Source organism: Virgibacillus alimentarius (assembly GCF_017874635.1).
In the GTDB taxonomy this organism is placed as follows: Bacteria; Bacillota; Bacilli; order Bacillales; family Amphibacillaceae; genus Virgibacillus_B; species Virgibacillus_B alimentarius.
This window is the reverse complement of record NZ_JAGIKX010000010.1, coordinates 1-16,352: the sequence shown is the minus strand read 5'-3', so window position 1 is coordinate 16,352 and position 16,352 is coordinate 1. Positions and strand designations below refer to the sequence as shown.

Annotated in this window: 15 protein-coding genes, 1 pseudogene and 1 riboswitch; of the genes and pseudogenes, 12 read left to right on the top strand and 4 right to left on the bottom strand. The window is 36.1% G+C overall.

Annotated features, from left to right (window positions below; all coding sequences use genetic code 11):
- Positions 1-199: 199 nt before the first annotated feature.
- Complete coding sequence (locus J2Z81_RS07360; protein WP_029269546.1) at positions 200-928, top strand: polysaccharide deacetylase family protein; 729 nt, start codon at positions 200-202, stop codon at positions 926-928.
- A gap of 100 nt (positions 929-1,028) precedes the next feature.
- Here J2Z81_RS07360 and J2Z81_RS07355 read toward each other — a convergent pair whose 3' ends face one another.
- On the bottom strand, positions 1,029-1,514 hold the full coding sequence (locus J2Z81_RS07355; RefSeq protein ID WP_029269547.1) for a QueT transporter family protein: 486 nt from the start codon (positions 1,512-1,514) through the stop codon (positions 1,029-1,031).
- Between the two features lie 6 nt (positions 1,515-1,520).
- A riboswitch (PreQ1 riboswitch) is annotated at positions 1,521-1,565 on the bottom strand.
- Between the two features lie 104 nt (positions 1,566-1,669).
- Complete coding sequence (locus J2Z81_RS07350) at positions 1,670-2,434, bottom strand: DUF3891 family protein (protein WP_029269549.1); 765 nt, start codon at positions 2,432-2,434, stop codon at positions 1,670-1,672.
- 174 nt (positions 2,435-2,608) lie between these two features.
- Here J2Z81_RS07350 and J2Z81_RS07345 point away from each other — a divergent pair, with 174 nt between their 5' ends.
- The 11 genes from J2Z81_RS07345 (at position 2,609) to J2Z81_RS07295 (ending at position 14,442) form a co-directional block, all read left to right on the top strand.
- Positions 2,609-3,157 (top strand): LemA family protein, encoded by a 549-nt coding sequence (locus J2Z81_RS07345; RefSeq protein WP_029269550.1) that lies wholly within the window; start codon positions 2,609-2,611, stop codon positions 3,155-3,157.
- A gap of 12 nt (positions 3,158-3,169) precedes the next feature.
- Positions 3,170-4,072: a zinc metalloprotease HtpX gene (htpX, locus tag J2Z81_RS07340; protein ID WP_029269551.1), complete on the top strand. Its 903-nt coding sequence runs from the start codon at positions 3,170-3,172 to the stop codon at positions 4,070-4,072.
- A 104-nt stretch (positions 4,073-4,176) separates the two neighbouring features.
- Positions 4,177-5,130, top strand: coding sequence for a calcium/sodium antiporter (locus J2Z81_RS07335; RefSeq protein ID WP_226371033.1), 954 nt, complete (start codon positions 4,177-4,179; stop codon positions 5,128-5,130).
- 271 nt (positions 5,131-5,401) lie between these two features.
- A complete protein-coding gene (locus J2Z81_RS07330) occupies positions 5,402-6,703 on the top strand; it encodes an ABC transporter substrate-binding protein (RefSeq protein WP_051681474.1) in 1,302 nt (433 codons plus the stop codon).
- A gap of 111 nt (positions 6,704-6,814) precedes the next feature.
- The gene (locus J2Z81_RS07325) at positions 6,815-7,894 is read left to right on the top strand and encodes an ABC transporter ATP-binding protein (protein ID WP_226371032.1); all 1,080 of its coding nucleotides are present in this window, start codon (positions 6,815-6,817) and stop codon (positions 7,892-7,894) included.
- A 2-nt stretch (positions 7,895-7,896) separates the two neighbouring features.
- Positions 7,897-8,766 (top strand): carbohydrate ABC transporter permease, encoded by an 870-nt coding sequence (locus J2Z81_RS07320; protein WP_029269557.1) that lies wholly within the window; start codon positions 7,897-7,899, stop codon positions 8,764-8,766.
- 17 nt (positions 8,767-8,783) lie between these two features.
- Complete coding sequence (locus tag J2Z81_RS07315; RefSeq protein WP_029269559.1) at positions 8,784-9,608, top strand: carbohydrate ABC transporter permease; 825 nt, start codon at positions 8,784-8,786, stop codon at positions 9,606-9,608.
- 32 nt (positions 9,609-9,640) lie between these two features.
- A complete protein-coding gene (locus J2Z81_RS07310; RefSeq protein WP_084179229.1) occupies positions 9,641-10,453 on the top strand; it encodes a glycerophosphodiester phosphodiesterase in 813 nt (270 codons plus the stop codon).
- Between the two features lie 8 nt (positions 10,454-10,461).
- Positions 10,462-11,430, top strand: a complete 969-nt coding sequence (locus J2Z81_RS07305) for a glycosyltransferase family 2 protein (RefSeq protein ID WP_226371031.1) — start codon at positions 10,462-10,464, stop codon at positions 11,428-11,430.
- Positions 11,411-11,791, top strand: a complete 381-nt coding sequence (locus tag J2Z81_RS07300; protein ID WP_226371030.1) for a GtrA family protein — start codon at positions 11,411-11,413, stop codon at positions 11,789-11,791. Before J2Z81_RS07305 ends, J2Z81_RS07300 begins: the two co-directional genes overlap by 20 nt.
- Entirely contained in the window at positions 11,731-14,442 is a 2,712-nt protein-coding gene (locus J2Z81_RS07295) for a YfhO family protein (protein ID WP_390337227.1), read from the top strand. The genes J2Z81_RS07300 and J2Z81_RS07295 overlap by 61 nt, the downstream gene beginning before the upstream one ends.
- A gap of 139 nt (positions 14,443-14,581) precedes the next feature.
- Here J2Z81_RS07295 and J2Z81_RS07290 read toward each other — a convergent pair whose 3' ends face one another.
- Together J2Z81_RS07290 and J2Z81_RS07285 are read right to left on the bottom strand one after the other, a co-directional pair.
- The gene (locus tag J2Z81_RS07290; protein WP_029269566.1) at positions 14,582-15,427 is read right to left on the bottom strand and encodes a metallophosphoesterase family protein; all 846 of its coding nucleotides are present in this window, start codon (positions 15,425-15,427) and stop codon (positions 14,582-14,584) included.
- Positions 15,428-16,021: 594 nt separating this feature from the next.
- Positions 16,022-16,352, bottom strand: a pseudogene (locus tag J2Z81_RS07285) (IS110 family transposase); the annotation flags it as partial.

Genomic DNA, 16,352 nt, shown 5'->3' with positions numbered 1-16,352 from the left:
TAATACCAGTTTATTTTAATACTATTCTAACATAATTCATAATATTTTAATTTGAGAAAAGATATTGATAACTCAACCATTTAAGTGACTTTAGGAATAGTAAAATAGAGATCGTGTCCATGAATATTCCTCTTCCTATAGTGTTAAAGTAAGGGGTATATGGAGCACCTAAAAGAAATGACGAAAGAGTGGGGTATTCATGTTATTACAAAGATGCAGTAAAATACAGTTTGTGATTGTTATCATCATTTTCAGCATGGCGGTTCATTTTCATATACCAGTTCAAGCTTCCATGTACCCTTTGCAGACGAAGTATCCAGATATTATGCTTTATAAAGGAAAGACGGATAAAAAGGTGATTGCATTAACTTTTGATGATGGGCCCGATCAGCGTTTTACACCGCAAGTCTTAGAAGTATTAAAGAAACATAATGTCAAGGCGACCTTTTTTCTACTAGGTACTCGCGTTCATAAGTATCCGGAGATGGTAAAAAGAATAGACCGAGAAGGCCATATCATTGGGAATCATACATATTGGCATCCGGACCTGACAAAAACTGGTAAACAAAATTTGGCATGGGAAATAGAAAAAAACGAAAAGGAATTGAAGGAGTTAACGAACAATGTAACAGACTTATTCCGTGCTCCTTATGGTGCAATGAATGAAGATCTGGTAGAGAAACTAGGGGAAATGGGTTATCGTGGCATAGGCTGGTCGATTGATTCAGAGGACTGGAAAAGTTTGACTCCAGAAAAAATAAAACAAAATATACTTAATTATGTTCATCCTGGTGCGATTATTTTGATGCATAGTGCAGGGCATTGGTCACAAGATCTATCAGGAACAGCTGAAGCACTAGATCAGATTATTCCATATCTAAAAAAGAAAGGTTATGAATTTGTTACGGTACCAGAGCTTTGGTCATGATTGCCCAAATATAGATCAAACTAATTTCTTTCATCGTTAATCAATATGTAAGAAGGACATCTCATCATGAATAAAGAGATGCCTTTAAAAGGATCAATGCTTATACTAATTTATCAAAATGCATTCGTTTATGAAGTGCATAAATAATAGGTATTCCTAGAGCCATTACTACAAATTCGCCAATTGCAGTAGTCAGCCAAGTAATCAGAAACGGTAACCCTAAAGCTAAATTCAGCATAATTGCGATGATAAACATATTAAATGAAAAAATGATTGTGTTTGCAATCATGCGCACCCATATACTTTCAATGAATCTTCCAACTCCCATGGTCATGAGCAGTGAAATAACAGATTGTCCTACCCCGAATATCAAATCATAGATACCAAGTGGAGAGAGGAAGAGATTAGCTAAGAACACACCTAATGTGATTCCTAAGAAATACTTTTTATTGAATACAATGAGATGGTTGAACAACTCAGACAGGCGAAATTGTATATTCGTAAATCCAAATGGCTGTACCAGCACAGAAACTGCTATATAAAGTGCTGCCAACAGTCCATTGTTAACAAGTGTTTTAACATTCATAAATATTTCCCCCTAGTTTTTTTACGTGGGATGGTTTCGAACCACGGTGATATTTAAAAACTATTTTATTATACCTTTTTTTGAATAAAAGACAATAGGGATTTTGCTGGAAAAAGCGAACGATGTCATGATGATGCGAGCGTCAGTATACTAACCTAAGGAACGAGGCGAATCTTTACATGTTCATATGGTGCATCTTGATAGCTCTTGTCCAACCCTTTATTTGCTATTAATTTTTTAGAGATTACTTTTTGCTTTAACGTAAGTGTAAGCTTACTAGCAAAAGGAAATTCATTTATTGTAACGGTATCTTTGTCCACCCACTCGGTTTTTAGTTTATCCTGTTGAAAGCCGTGTAAGGAAGTGGAGAGCGGAATACCATCTCGGTAAAAGAAATGTTCCTCTTCTTTTGAGGTACCAGGTTCATTTAAACAAATATATAAAGATAAATTATCACAAAGCTGAAGAAGGCCATAGTGAAAATCAAATAAGTAGCTATCAAATGTTGATAAGGAGCGGATAATTCGGTTTCTGCGTTCTTTTTCCTTTTGTACAAAAATCTTTGCTTCCTGGGTTCTACGATTTAATAAAAATCGCATGTAATGCATACTACATAGGAGAGCTGCGTATTCATCTTCTTTTTCAACCTCATCAATCCCATGCTTATAAAGTACAGTTTTAGGAAGAATCGGGAAATTAGTAAAGGTAAAAGGGGCCATTTTTTCATCGTTCCAAAATGGTTGTTTATCGAATGATTTCCAGCCGCAATCATGATGAAAGATGGCAAATTCAACCGTTTTTTTAAACTTCGTATCAATGAAAAGAGAGTCATTCCAGTTTGCTATCATTTCACCAGAAAGCTGGGCATGGTTATCTTGTTCAATCATAATGAAATGATTAGGGTGCTCTCTAACAATCATGAATAAATCATCCTTTCAAAGAACTGTTTCGTATCGGTTATAAACTCATGATAATTCAATTGAACGGGGCATACAAATAAAAGGGAAGTTCGCTTGTGCTGTTTATTTACAGTTAATGATCAGATGGTATAATGACTAAGATATAGTAATAATTTACGAGAGGGTGAAGCTATTATGATCATTACGATTATAATCGCTGTTATTGTTGCGATTATCGTAATTTACGGTATTTCAAGTTATAACAGTTTTGTTAAATATCGTAATTGGGTTAAGGAATCATGGAGTCAGATCGATGTTCAATTAAAACGGCGGTATGATCTTATTCCTAATTTGGTCAATACAGTAAAAGGCTACGCTGAACATGAGAGAGAAACATTAGAGAATGTGATTCAGGCGCGTAATCAGCTCGTTCAAGGATCACCACAAGAGCGTATAGAAGCAGATAATCAGATTCAGGGAGCATTAAAGTCCATCTTTGCTTTAAAGGAGTCATATCCCGACCTTAAAGCAAATCAAAACTTTTTAAAACTCCAGGAGGAACTAACTTCAACAGAAAATAAAGTTGCTTATTCCCGTCAGCTTTATAACAAAACCGTAGCTGAATATAATATAAAACGTGAATCTTTTCCAAGTAATTTAATCGCAGGTATATTTGGCTTTAAAAAGGAAGAACAGTTGACGATTCCAGAAGAAGAGCGCGAAGCACCTACTGTGAATTTTTAATGGGGGATCGTTATGCTTTATAAACAAATTTTACAGAATAAACGTAAAACAATTTTTCTCGTTGCTTTATTTAGTTTACTTGTACTTGCTTTAGGGTGGGCGATCGGCTATTTGGTAAATAACGACTCGATTACTGGAATCATCATTACTCTTATTGTGCTTGCAATTTATATTCCAGTCACTTATATGACTGCCAGTTCTCAAGTTCTCAACATGTCTGGTGCAAAAGAAATCAAGAAAGGCGATCATCCGGAGTTGTTTGATATTGTAGAGGAATTGTCGATCGCTGCTCGCATCCCGATGCCAAAAGTTTATATTGTAAGTGACCCAGTACCGAATGCTTTTGCAACCGGGATAAAGCCGGAAAAAGGATCGGTGGCATTTACGACTGGTTTATTGGAAAAACTAAACCGTGAAGAATTATCGGGTGTTGTTGCTCACGAGCTTGCACATATTCGTAACTACGATATAAGGTTGATGACCATTTGTGTAGCATTAGTAGGGGTTATTATACTTATCGCAAATATTGGTTCGCGTGCTATGTTATTTGGCGGAGGACGCCGTGGTGGTGGAAATCGGAAAGCGAATCCGATTCTCATACTAGTAGCACTCATTTTTGTTATTTTAGCTCCTATTGCGGCTCAATTTGTCAAGCTGGCTGTTTCAAGGAATCGAGAATACTTAGCAGACGCTACAGCAGTTGAATTCACACGTAATCCTGTTGGTTTGATTCGTGCTTTAAAGAAAATTAGTGGTGTACCTAAAGATGTAAAAGACGCAAAAGAGGCAACTGCATCCATGTACATTGTCAGTCCATTTGGAGGCAAACGGCGCAAAACTAGGAGAAAAAGCAGCAGCCTTTGGGCAACACATCCATCAACAGATGATCGTATTAAGCGTTTGGAAAGTATGTAGATATCCGCATTTTATGTAGGTCTCTTTTTGATACAATGAATGTATTACAATAAAGAGGGTATGATTAAATTAATAGGATACTAATTAGAAAAGGACAATTATTTATGGCTTATATTTTCTTATTAATTGGGTTTGTATTGCTAATTAAAGGTGCAGATTTATTTGTTGATGGTTCATCGAATATTGCAACATTACTCCGGATATCTCCAGTGTTAATTGGATTGACAATTGTTGCATTCGGGACAAGTTCACCGGAGGCAACTGTAAGTATTATTGCAGCGCTAAAAGGAAATGCCGGCGTTTCATTGGGGAATGTTATTGGAAGCAGTATTTTTAATATTACGCTTGTTGTTGGCATTGCGGCATTTATATATCCTTTAAAAGTCGAAAGTGAGACTACAAAAAAGGAAATTCCGTTTACACTTTTAGCCAGTGTTGTATTACTTGTTCTTAGTAGTGATATGATATTACAAGGATTTGATAATAACGCATTAACCCGTAGTGATGGTCTCATATTTTTATTGTTTTTAAGTATTTTTATTTATTACGTCTTTGAGGTTGCAATGAAGAACAGACAAAAAGCAGACGATAGAAAAATACCGGATAGTGTAAAGTGGGGAAAGAGTATCTTATTCGCTGTATTGGGACTAGCTGGTATTATTTTGGGCGGGGAAATGGTTGTTAGAAATGGTACAAAGATTGCCTATTCCCTTGGAATGAGTGAAACACTAGTTGGTTTAACGATTATAGCTATAGGAACTTCACTTCCTGAACTAGTCACATCTATTGCTGCTGCGCTGAAAAAGCAAAGTGAGATAGCTTTAGGTAATATCGTTGGAAGTAATATCTTTAACATTCTATTTGTATTAGGTTCAGCATCTGTTATATCCCCGTTGGTGGTTGATGGGAAGGTGTTTATAGATCTACTTGTACTGATTTTTCTGACCGTATTACTACTTATTTTTTCAAGAACGAATTATAAAATTGGGAAAATAGAAGGAATGCTCCTTGTTTTTGGCTACCTTATATATATCGTATATATTATTTTACGCAATTAAAAAGCGGCTGTATCCCAGGTTCCGTCCTGAGATACACAGCCGCTTTTTAATTTTCAATATTAGAAGGGATAGATATTTTTCTATTTTCATAATCTTTACATTTTATTTATGGCATCTTAATACTACCTTAATAGTCAGTTGATAAGCTAGTTATTAAAGAGAGGCAATACTGGATTTAAATGGTTATGTTGGAGGTGAGGCAGTTTAATAAAGATGTGTCAAAGCATTGATGAAGGAGATTTTTCTAATACTAAAAATGGAGGAATGATCATTGAGAAAAATACTATTCGCGATGGTTGTAACATTTATTATCTTTATGTCCGTTGCATGTCAGTCTAATAAAGACGAAAAAAATTCCTCAAGTGATAAGACAGCCAAAGCAAGTGGAGACAAAGTAGAAATTACATATTGGTACGCGTGGGGAGATAAAATTGGAGAAAACAATGAAAAACTAACTGAAATGTTTAATGAATCTCAGGATGAAATTCATGTGACTGCGGAATACCAAGGTACATATGAAGATCTTCATGCGAAAACACAGGCAGCATTCGCAGCGGGAAATGCTCCTGAAGTAACGTTAAATGAAATCGCATCAATTGGTGTATTTGCAAAATCAGGAATGACAGAAAATTTAACTCCATTTGTTGAGAATGACGATATAAATCTCGGTGATTTTATCCCAGGACTTATGGGGAACTCTTATGTGGATGATGAATTATATGGTTTACCTTATTTACGGAGTACACCAATTCTTTATATGAATACGACAATGCTAAAAGAGGCTGGATTAGACCCTGAAGGACCGAAAACGTGGGAAGAATTTGAAACGTACTTAAAAAAGCTTACAAAAGAAGGAGAGCATGTTGGTATGAGTATGCCGGCTGGGATTTGGTTTTATGAAGCATTTGTCGCACAAAGTGGCGGACAAATGATTTCGGATGACGGAACGGAAGTAGAATTCAATGGGGATGCTGGTGTAGAAGCGCTTGAATTTTGGAAAAAAATTGAAGACAAAGAATATGTTAAAGTTCCTGAAGGAGATGAAGCGGGAGATATTGCCAAGCAGGACTTTGCTAACGAACGTGCGGCTATGATCTTTTCATCCACTGCAGACCTCTCTTACATGCTTACACTTGCAGAGGATAATGACTTTGCGTTAAATACAGCATTCATGCCATCCAATGAAACGCATGCTGTTCCAACAGGTGGTGCGAATATGGTTATGACAGCTGGGTTGGATAAAGAAAAGCAGAACGCTGCTTGGGAATTTATTAAATGGATGACTGCAAAAGAACAGACGATTTTTGCAAGTAAATATACGGGGTATCTACCAAGCCGTTTATCAGCGGTAGAATCTGAAGAAATGAAAGAATTATATAAAGAAATGCCTCAATTTAAAGTGGCAGTCGATCAATTGGAATATGGTCACGCACGGCCAATGGAAGAAGCGTATCCAGAGATTTCGATGACACTTCAAGATGAGATTTTAAGAACACTGCTTGATGAAGATTTAGACCCTCAAGAAGCATTAGATACTGCAGCTGAAAAAGCAAATGGAATGCTTCAACAATGATATAGGGTTTACTTTGCCATTAATATTGTGGCGTTTGGCGCAAAAGGAGAGCGTTTTGAATTGCCAGCCCTTCGTAATGCGATAATTCTTTTTTAAAAGGAGATGGTACGTATGGCGGAGATCATACTGAAAAATATATCAAAAAAGTTTAAAGAAGAGGAGGTAGTGAAGAATCTAAATGTAACGATTCGTGATGGGTCTTTTACTGTGCTGGTAGGCCCTTCAGGTTGTGGCAAGTCAACTACGCTCCGAATGATTGCTGGACTTGAGCAGCAGTCTAGTGGGGATATTTGGATCGGGGATGAGTGTGTCAATGACCTCCCCCCTGGGAAACGAAATATTGCAATGGTTTTTCAAAATTATGCTTTGTATCCAACGATGACTGTGAAGGGAAATATAGAGTTCGGTCTTAAAAATAAAAAGGTTCCTAAGAAGGAACGGGAGAAATTGATTAGAGAAATCTCAGAGATTGTCGGCTTGACAGACTACCTTGATAAAAAGCCAAATAAATTATCAGGGGGACAAAGGCAACGTGTTGCCTTAGCACGTGCTATGGTTAAAAAGCCGAAAGTTTTTATTTTAGATGAACCGCTGTCGAACTTAGATGCAAAGCTGCGCAGCCAAATGCGGTCTGAACTAATTCAACTGCATAAAAAATTAGGAACTACGTTTGTTTACGTTACCCACGATCAGGTGGAAGCAATGTCGATGGGTGATGAGATTGCTATTTTAAATAAAGGAACCATTCAGCAAATGGGGAGCCCGATGAACGTATACCATGAGCCAAATAATATCTTCACAGCTGAATTTATTGGAACACCGGCAATGAATATCTTTGAATACAACAAGGTAAAAGATCATTTATCCAATTTAAGCAGAAAAGTTAAATTTGTTGGTTTCCGACCTGAACATGCATTACTAGCTCTTACAGAAAAAGAGAAGGACGCCGGTTACCTCAAACTGGCCAGTGAGATTATAACAATGGAAACATTAGGAGCTGAAACGATTTATACAGTAAAAAATGAAGCTGGAGTTATGCATATAAAAAGCTTTATTCCTCCTTTTGAGAATGCTAAAGAACTCTTGGTTTCCATTCCATACGAAAAGCTATACTTCTTCGACCAGGAAGGGAAGCGATATCGTTCTGTCTCCACTAGACAAATGGATACTGCTTTAGCAGGTGGAGCCTAATTATGACGTGGAATAAGATTCGTCCTTATCTAATGATCTCTCCAGCAATTCTAGTATTTAGTTTGTTTTTCATCTACCCGATCTGCTACATGATTTATTTAAGTATGCATGATTGGAACTTCGTTAGCCCGGAGAAAAACTTTGTTGGTACAGCTAATTTTACAAACCTTGTTTCTGAAAAAGAGTTTATTGAAGTGATGCAAAACACGTTTGTATATACAGCTTTAACCGTATCATTAACGATTATTATAGCACTGATACTCGCTGTTTGGCTTAATAAATCAGGGACAATATATGGATTTGTTCAAGGAGCCATCTTCAGTCCGCACATTATATCGCTTGTTTCTATTTCAATGTTGTGGATGTGGTTAATGGATACGGATTATGGACTCTTAAACTGGTTTTTAAACTTGTTTGGTCTCCCGAGTGTTCCTTGGTTGACAGACCCGAGCACATCACTTCTATCTCTTGCTATCGTTGCAATTTGGAAAGGAATTGGTTTTAATACGCTAATTTTTATAGCAGGGCTGCAGAGTATTCCACGTGATATTTATGAAGCGGCTGCATTGGATGGAACGAATAGAATTCGTACGTTTATTAAGCTGACATTGCCGATGCTCTCACCTACTTTGTTTTTCCTGACGATTATAGGTATCATTAATTCGTTTCAGGTATTTGAAACAATTTCGATCATGACTCAGGGTGGTCCTATTAATTCCACCAATACATTTGTTTATTACATTTATGAATATGGATTCCGTTTCTTTAAAATCGGGTACGCTTCAGCAGCTGGTGTTATCTTGCTCGTTATTATTAGCATATTTACGATCATGTATTTCCGATTGCTCGCCCGCCGTGTACATTATCAATAAGGAAGGAAGGGAGTTAAATGAATACTACCATTCCGTATAAACTCCTGAATGGTATAGGGATTCTCATTGTTGTCAGTATTTTTGCATTTCCATTTGTCTGGATGATATCTACATCGTTCAAATCGTTAGGGGAGACAATGATTTTTCCTCCTGCATGGCTGCCGGAAAGTCTACATTGGGAGAATTTTACTGCTGCATGGAATTCTGGACCTTTTTTAACCTATTTTAAGAACAGTATATTTGTTTCAATAAGTATATTAATCTTGCAATTTTTGACTATTATACCTGCAGCATATGCTTTTGCCAGGTATCAATTTAAAGGCAATAAATTCTTTTTTGCACTTACAATGATTACATTGATGATCCCTGCACAACTCATATTTCTGCCAGTCTACTTACAATTTAGTGCATGGGGGCTGCTTGATACACTTTGGGCACTAATTCTCCCCTTTGCTTCCAGTGCGTTTGGTATCTTTTTGCTGCGCCAATCGTTTAAACAGGTACCAGAAGAATTGTTGGAAGCTGCACGTTTGGATGGGGCAAGTGAATGGAAAATTATTTTAAAAATTATGATACCTATTGCTAAACCAGTATTGATAACGTTCGGACTTTTTAGTTTTATTACACACTGGAATGATTATTTCTGGCCACTTGTCATGACAACAAGTGATGTGACACGAACGCTTCCATTGGGAATTGCAAAGCTTCGTGAAGTAGAGGGTGGTGTTGCCTGGCATATTCTTATGGCAGGGAATATGATCCTTGTTATTCCAATATTAATTGTATTTTTCTTCGCACAACGCCAAATTATCCGTGCCTTTGTTTATACAGGTATAAAGTAAAATGATAATCCATGAAAAGGGGAGTGTAAGGGATGAATAGTTGCATTGCACACCGCGGATGGTCGAGTAGAGCACCTGAGAATACAATAGCTGCATTTATACTAGCTCTGAATGAATCAAAAATTTCTGCGATTGAACTAGATGTGCATCTTTCTAAAGACGGGGTCCCTGTTGTCATTCATGACCATACACTGGAACGTACTACGAATGGGAAAGGCCCAGTAAGTACACAAAGTGCACTTGATTTAGTTCAACTGGATGCAGGAATATCATTTGGACCGCAATTTGTTGGACAAAAGATCCCTTTATTGGAAGAAGTAATGGCATTAGCAAAGGGAAAAAAGCGGCTTTTGATTGAGTTAAAGCAAATGGGTGAGTTGTATGTGGGACTGGAAGAAAAAGTTGCCGAGCTCATCAATAAATATAACATGTATCATCAAGTAGTAGTTATTTCTTTTGACCATGAATCAGTAAGAAAAGTGAAAGAATATGATCCGAAAGTTGAAATAGGCTTGGTTTTCACAGGACGGTTAACAATGCTAGCTGAGCAAGTAGATTATACAGGAGCTAGCTATCTATCAATCCAGCATAGGTTTATTACTAAGGAATTAGTAGAATTGTTTCAAGATAAGTGTGTGCAACTTGTGGCATGGACGATCGATGACGTCGGATCTCTAAATCGTATGAAGGGAATAAGTGGAAACATCCACATTACAACCAACCGCCCAGAAATAATGATAGAAGATGTTAAGAAAGCGAAAAGCGAATTTATAGGCTTAGAACATCGTCCTGTCGTTTCAACGGAAAAAACAAATGAATTACGGGTATTTAAAAATAAAAAGTAGGTGAAACGATGAAACAATTAACAGTTTCCTTTATTATTCCCTCTTTTAATGAAGCTTTAAATGTTGCCGCTGTGCTTGAAGCAATCAGAAGAGAAATGGTTCAGTTGCACTATAAATATTATGATTATGAAGTACTTTTTATTGATGATGGCAGTACGGACGGAACGATAGAAACGATTCAAAGCTTGGCATTTGATTATCCGGAAGTGAAATACTTGTCTTTTACACGGAATTTTGGCAAGGAATCAGCAGTATTAGCTGGGTTGGAGCATGCTGTTGGGGAAGCAGTTATCCTAATGGATGCTGATTTGCAGCATCCCCCTTTCCTGATTCATAAACTGATAAAGGGATTTGAAGATGGATATGATCAGGTAATTGCTAAACGCAATCGTAAGGGTGAATCTCGTGTACGCTCGCTGCTTACTTCCCTGTATTACCGCTTTGTAAATAAAGCCATTGATGTTGAGTTAGCAGATGGTGAGGGGGACTTTCGGTTATTAAGCCGAAGAGCAGTCAACTCTCTTTTGTTGCTTAGTGAGGGCAATCGATTTTCAAAAGGGTTATACTCTTGGATCGGGTTAGACCAGACAACCGTCTGCTATGATAATATTGAACGGGAAAACGGAAAGACAAAATGGACTTTCTCAAAGCTGTTGAATTACGGAATTGATGGGATTGTTTCGTTTAACAGAAAGCCGTTAAGAATTTGTGTATATTTCGGTGCTATTATATTAATTTTATCGCTAGTCTATTTGGTAACTACTTATTTTCGTGTATGGAATAATGGTGTTTCTGTTCCTAGTTACTTTATAGCATTATTTGCCATTCTATTTTTAGGGGGGATCCAACTTATTTGTCTGGGCGTTATTGGAGAATATATTGGCCGTATTTATAGTGAAACAAAAAAGAGACCACATTATTTGGTTAAACAGACAAATATTGAAGAGAGGGAACAGTATGCGATACATCAACAATGAATTTACAAAATTTATAATAGTAGGGGGTATTAACACGCTTCATTATTATCTCATTTATATTTTGTGTCTGTCTGTTTTCCAACTTCACTATTTTTTAGCACACACTCTAGGGTTTTTTGTTAGTCTAGTGGGATCTTTCTTTTTAAATTCATTTTTTACATATAAAATAAAACCTACATTAAGAAAGTTTCTTCGATTCCCGCTAACTCAGGTGGTTAATACGGGACTATCGACGGTTCTTCTGTTTCTTTTTGTTGATATTCTTAGAATAGAAAGCAGCATTGCTCCAATTATAGCAGTATGTTTCACGGTTCCCGCCACATTCATAACTACGGGAAAAGTTTTGAAGCCGTCATGTTAAGAAAAATATCAGGTTGGAGAGAAAAACTGCAAAAATACCCAGGCTTGTGTCTGTTTATTTCTCTTTTTGTAATCAGTTTAGTAGTGGCCTTTTTTAGTCATTTGTTTTTTGTGAAAGAGTGGATGGATGGGCGTTATATGACGGGAATCAATGATGGTCTTTCACAAATGCTACCCTTTAAAAAGTTGCTTTATGATGAATATACAAATGGGAATTTTTTTTATTCCAATGCATTTGGATTAGGGGGAGGGATATATTCTCAATTAAGCTATTATTTTTCTACATCGATTATCTTTCTGATAACAACTTTGATTACATTTTTACTAGAACTTCTTCATCTGATGGAAGAGCCTGATATTTTTTATTGGGCAAATATTACTTTGATTATTAGTGTCATTCGGATGGCACTCATTATCTCATTTACCACTTTGTTTTTCCGTTATATGAAGCTGGAAATTATTCCGGCGTATATTGGGGCAGCATTATACGGAACAAGTGTCATTTACTTCAGGCATGTTACATACTGGGAATTTTTCGCAGATGCTATGTTGTGGCTCCCATTGCTATTACTTGGAATTGAAAAAATTATGAGGGAAAAGAAACCAGGCTTATTTACACTGATTGTCTCTATTAGCCTGTTTGATAACTTTTATTTTTCCTATGTTCATTTTTTGCTTGCAGCAATTTACATTTTGGTGCGTTGGAGTGTACCGCAGATACAGGATGAGACAGGTAAAATACAGCAAATAAAAACATATATTTGGAGCGGTTTAGTTGGATTAGGGATTAGTGCCGTGTCTTTTATCCCAGCTGTTTATGGGTATCTGAATAATCATCGTCCTCCATATGAGGAACAGGTACCGTTATACAGTTTTCCGGATAACCCACTTTTAGATGGTAGAATTATTATTATCCCAGCCTTTGTTATTTTATGCTTATTTATGTTTTCGTTTTACAAAAACCGTTTATTTTCCCTTTTTGCTGGATTAACTATAATCACTATCTTCATGCATTTCAGTCCAATGGTTGCTAGTGTTTTTAATGGATTTTCTGCACCACAATATCGCTGGGAATATTTTTTGGCTTTAGCAGCCGGAGGGACAGCTGCTTCAGGCTTGCAGCTGATGCATAAAGTCAAATGGTGGCAAATGGGTGTAGCATTAGGCGGTGCATTTGGTTTGTATGTTGCTTTTTATCTAGATGATGAAACGCTTGTTTTTTCTTCATTAAAAGATGCTTATGAGGCTGTTGCGGCTATTTTTATCGTTGTTCCTTTTCTATTGTACGGTTTTTTTAAAAATCGGAAGATGCTAGCATTCTTTTCATTAACAATTCTGGCAACCAACTTATACATAGCAAATTTTTATCAGAAAGACACCATTTCCGAAGGAGGGGATGTTCAAACAGTATCTAAAGAATTTTTGTTGAGCGAGGAATATAACGGGAAAAATCAACGTGATTTAATAAAGCAAATTAAGCAAAAGGAGAATGATCCATTTGCCAGGATTGACTGGATGATAGAAACTAGAAATAATACACCAATTGTCCAGGATTTTAAAGGTTTAAGTGTGTATTCGAGCATTTTAAACAAGCATTTGCTTTATTTTTATTTATATGATTTAGAAATTGATATGGGAAGAGAAAGTGTAAGCCGCTACGCATCATTGGGAGATCGCGCGAATCTGTATAGCATACTCGGGGGAAAATACTATATTGCAAAAGAAGAAAAAAGTTTAATCCCATACGGGTTTGAACAAATTTTCAAAGAAGGAAACTATGTTGCCTATAAGAATCAAAACCAACTACCGTCTATTCGAACAACAGATACTGTTTTTCTTGAAAAGGATTTAATGAATGCTTCCCCAGTGGCAAAAGAGAGGGCGATGTTACAAGGGATTATTTTAAATGATGACGATATAAAGGGGGAAACGGTACCTGAAAATGAGAACATCATTAGGCAGACAAAGGTAAAAGAAGTTGGTGCTACATATGAGGGAAATGTGTTAGATGTGACAGCTGAAGAAGGGGGATTGAATCTCATTCCTGAACAAACAAACCCAGCTGTTAAAGATTATTATGTATCATTTTATTTAAAGAGTTTGGAAAAAAGTCAACGATCCCATGATAAAATTGATGAATTCCGCTTAATGGTAAATGACTTTGAAACGTACCGGAAATCGAATGATTCTATTTATAAAACAAATAGGAATAAAATCACCATCAGGGTTCCAAAGGATAAAAGTATTTCCATTCGCCTTCCTAAAGGCAAATACAAATTGAGTAACTTAGAGTTGTATGGGGAAGACTATCAATTACTTGAATCAGCAAAGAAAAAAAATGAAAGCAACTCTAATGTACCAATTTCATGGTCAGGAAACAAAGTGAATATATCGTATGATAATCAAACAAACCAACAGTATATGACATTGCCCATTCCATATGAAAAAGGATGGCGTGTTTATATTAATGGTAAGGAAAAAGAGGTAAAACAAGCTAATTACGCTTTTATTGGTATTGCATTAAAAGAAGGAATGAATAAAATTACGCTTGTTTATTATCCGCCTTCCTTTTTCTTATCACTCTTTATAACTTGTATGTCTTTGATTACATTTCTATTTATTAGGAAAAACAGGATAAAATGGTTGAGGTAAAGGATAAAAAATTAATAAATACCCAAATATCATCAAGTTCAGTTTCCCTTTTTCTTCCGTATTTATGGGCTGCTTCCAGGTGATATTTGGGTGTTTATGTTGTAACATATTAGTATTTTATTGTAAGGATAAATTTATTCTATGAAGTTTGGTCTATCATGGGCAGCAAAGGGATGCGACATTGTCGGTCCGACTCTTGTCCACGGGCATTCGGATTGTGTCTAAAATAATTGATATTATTGTAAATAATAGAGGCACTTTCTGTTAAGTCTTTATCAATAATATCAAGTGAAGCGATGTTTATTTCTTCTTTTTCAATATCGATGATCCTGAATGATTGTTGATCAAGACAGGCAGAGGTTTGGAGAAATGTCCAATTCTTTTCTTGGACAATAGAATCGACATGTGTATGACCGTTTAAATATACGCCAATACCTTCCTTTTGCTCTAAAATTTTCCACATATCAATACTTGGATGTATAGAACTTTTATCAAGTTCAGAGTTTTTTGTTGTATTATAAACAGGATGATGTGCAAACACGAATAATGGTTTTGTTCCTGATGTTTGAACTATATTTTCAAACCACTGCAGTTGCTCGTCGTCAATCCAGCCCCCATAATCTTCTAGGTCCATTTCTCTGGCAGTATCCAAGAAGGCGAATATTGCTTCATCTGTTGAAATAGTATGATATCGGCATTGTCCAGTAAGTGTGAGCACGTCTTTTCTTGGGAGTGCGTATAAATCGTGATTGCCTAAGGCATGGTAAAAGTTTCTATCCCTTTGGTTTAAAAGATTGTAAACTCCGATTAGTTCAGAGGCATGGCCAAAGTTTGTTAGATCCCCAATGGATACGTGCATATGAGCATCAATTTCTAAAAAGTGCTCAATCAATGACTGAAAAAACCTGCTGTGTGCATCGGCCAATCCTGGAACTGTTTCGTCAATTGCTGGATAATGTAAATCTCCCATTAAAGCAACTCTCATTTAAATTCTCCTTCCCAATTTTTAAATAGGGGATAATAGTCTAAAGTAAGTGGTCACTATTATCTTCACTTACAAGTATAATAGTGTAGTATTAATTTGTGATTAACTGTGCATTAAAAGATTGTAAAGTTACTTCTGAAGTTTGTATGATTTGTATGATTTTTTAATAAATATGATTGCAACAACACTCAATCTGCTATAAAATTTCCTGGAAAAATTCACCTAATCATTTTTATCTATATTGCTTGCTAATATCTCTTTTTCCTATGTCTTTTCATGACTTTTATCGCAGAAATATAGACTTAAAATAACAAGTTATTACAAACTATGATAAAATAACTAATACTTAAGATGGGGTACAAACAATTTAGAAAACCGTAACAAGTTTGACATATTTTTTTAACAGCCATAATATATATGGTACAGTAAACAATGTTTGATAAAGACCTGCGGTAGTATGTCAAAAGAAAAATAAATAACTATTTGATTATCAAGGTGCAATTCACTTAAAAAAAGCAACACGAAGCTAAACCAGCAAAAAACAGAAAATTTACTGGTAATCTGTTAAAGGATTTAGAAGCTAATTATGCTTCATTTATTACGCTCCTTTTTAGTGCGAATTAAGGTGATAGACGTGGCAAGAATCGCATCAATAGAATCTTCCACAACCTTGTCTAATCTATAAGACGAACGCGCAGCTTTTTGAATTGATTTGGCTACTTGTTCAGCATCTGGGGAACGATTCTTGCCCTTGACACGTAGATAATCAGCCAATTCTTTTAAGTCCATTTGGGATCGTTCTTCTAAACTATAGCTTTCTTGAAAGAGAACCAACATGGCCTTACCAAACACAGAGGACGTCACATCTTCTGTAAAGGTATTACATTTATAGCTTAAATATTGAAGAAAGCGTTGCTTTTCCTGT

Excerpts from the sequence above, each read along its gene's own strand:
- htpX (WP_029269551.1), top strand. The coding sequence starts at position 3,170 with ATGCTTTATAAACAAATTTTACAGAATAAACGTAAAACAATTTTTCTC.
- J2Z81_RS07310 (WP_084179229.1), top strand. The coding sequence starts at position 9,641 with ATGAATAGTTGCATTGCACACCGCGGATGGTCGAGTAGAGCACCTGAG.
- J2Z81_RS07360 (WP_029269546.1), top strand. The coding sequence starts at position 200 with ATGTTATTACAAAGATGCAGTAAAATACAGTTTGTGATTGTTATCATC.
- J2Z81_RS07320 (WP_029269557.1), top strand. The coding sequence starts at position 7,897 with ATGACGTGGAATAAGATTCGTCCTTATCTAATGATCTCTCCAGCAATT.
- J2Z81_RS07335 (WP_226371033.1), top strand. The coding sequence starts at position 4,177 with ATGGCTTATATTTTCTTATTAATTGGGTTTGTATTGCTAATTAAAGGT.
- J2Z81_RS07355 (WP_029269547.1), bottom strand. The coding sequence starts at position 1,514 with ATGAATGTTAAAACACTTGTTAACAATGGACTGTTGGCAGCACTTTAT.
- J2Z81_RS07315 (WP_029269559.1), top strand. The coding sequence starts at position 8,784 with ATGAATACTACCATTCCGTATAAACTCCTGAATGGTATAGGGATTCTC.
- J2Z81_RS07350 (WP_029269549.1), bottom strand. The coding sequence starts at position 2,434 with ATGATTGTTAGAGAGCACCCTAATCATTTCATTATGATTGAACAAGAT.
- J2Z81_RS07325 (WP_226371032.1), top strand. The coding sequence starts at position 6,815 with ATGGCGGAGATCATACTGAAAAATATATCAAAAAAGTTTAAAGAAGAG.
- J2Z81_RS07305 (WP_226371031.1), top strand. The coding sequence starts at position 10,462 with ATGAAACAATTAACAGTTTCCTTTATTATTCCCTCTTTTAATGAAGCT.
- J2Z81_RS07300 (WP_226371030.1), top strand. The coding sequence starts at position 11,411 with ATGCGATACATCAACAATGAATTTACAAAATTTATAATAGTAGGGGGT.
- J2Z81_RS07295 (WP_390337227.1), top strand. The coding sequence starts at position 11,731 with ATGTTTCACGGTTCCCGCCACATTCATAACTACGGGAAAAGTTTTGAA.
- J2Z81_RS07290 (WP_029269566.1), bottom strand. The coding sequence starts at position 15,427 with ATGAGAGTTGCTTTAATGGGAGATTTACATTATCCAGCAATTGACGAA.
- J2Z81_RS07345 (WP_029269550.1), top strand. The coding sequence starts at position 2,609 with ATGATCATTACGATTATAATCGCTGTTATTGTTGCGATTATCGTAATT.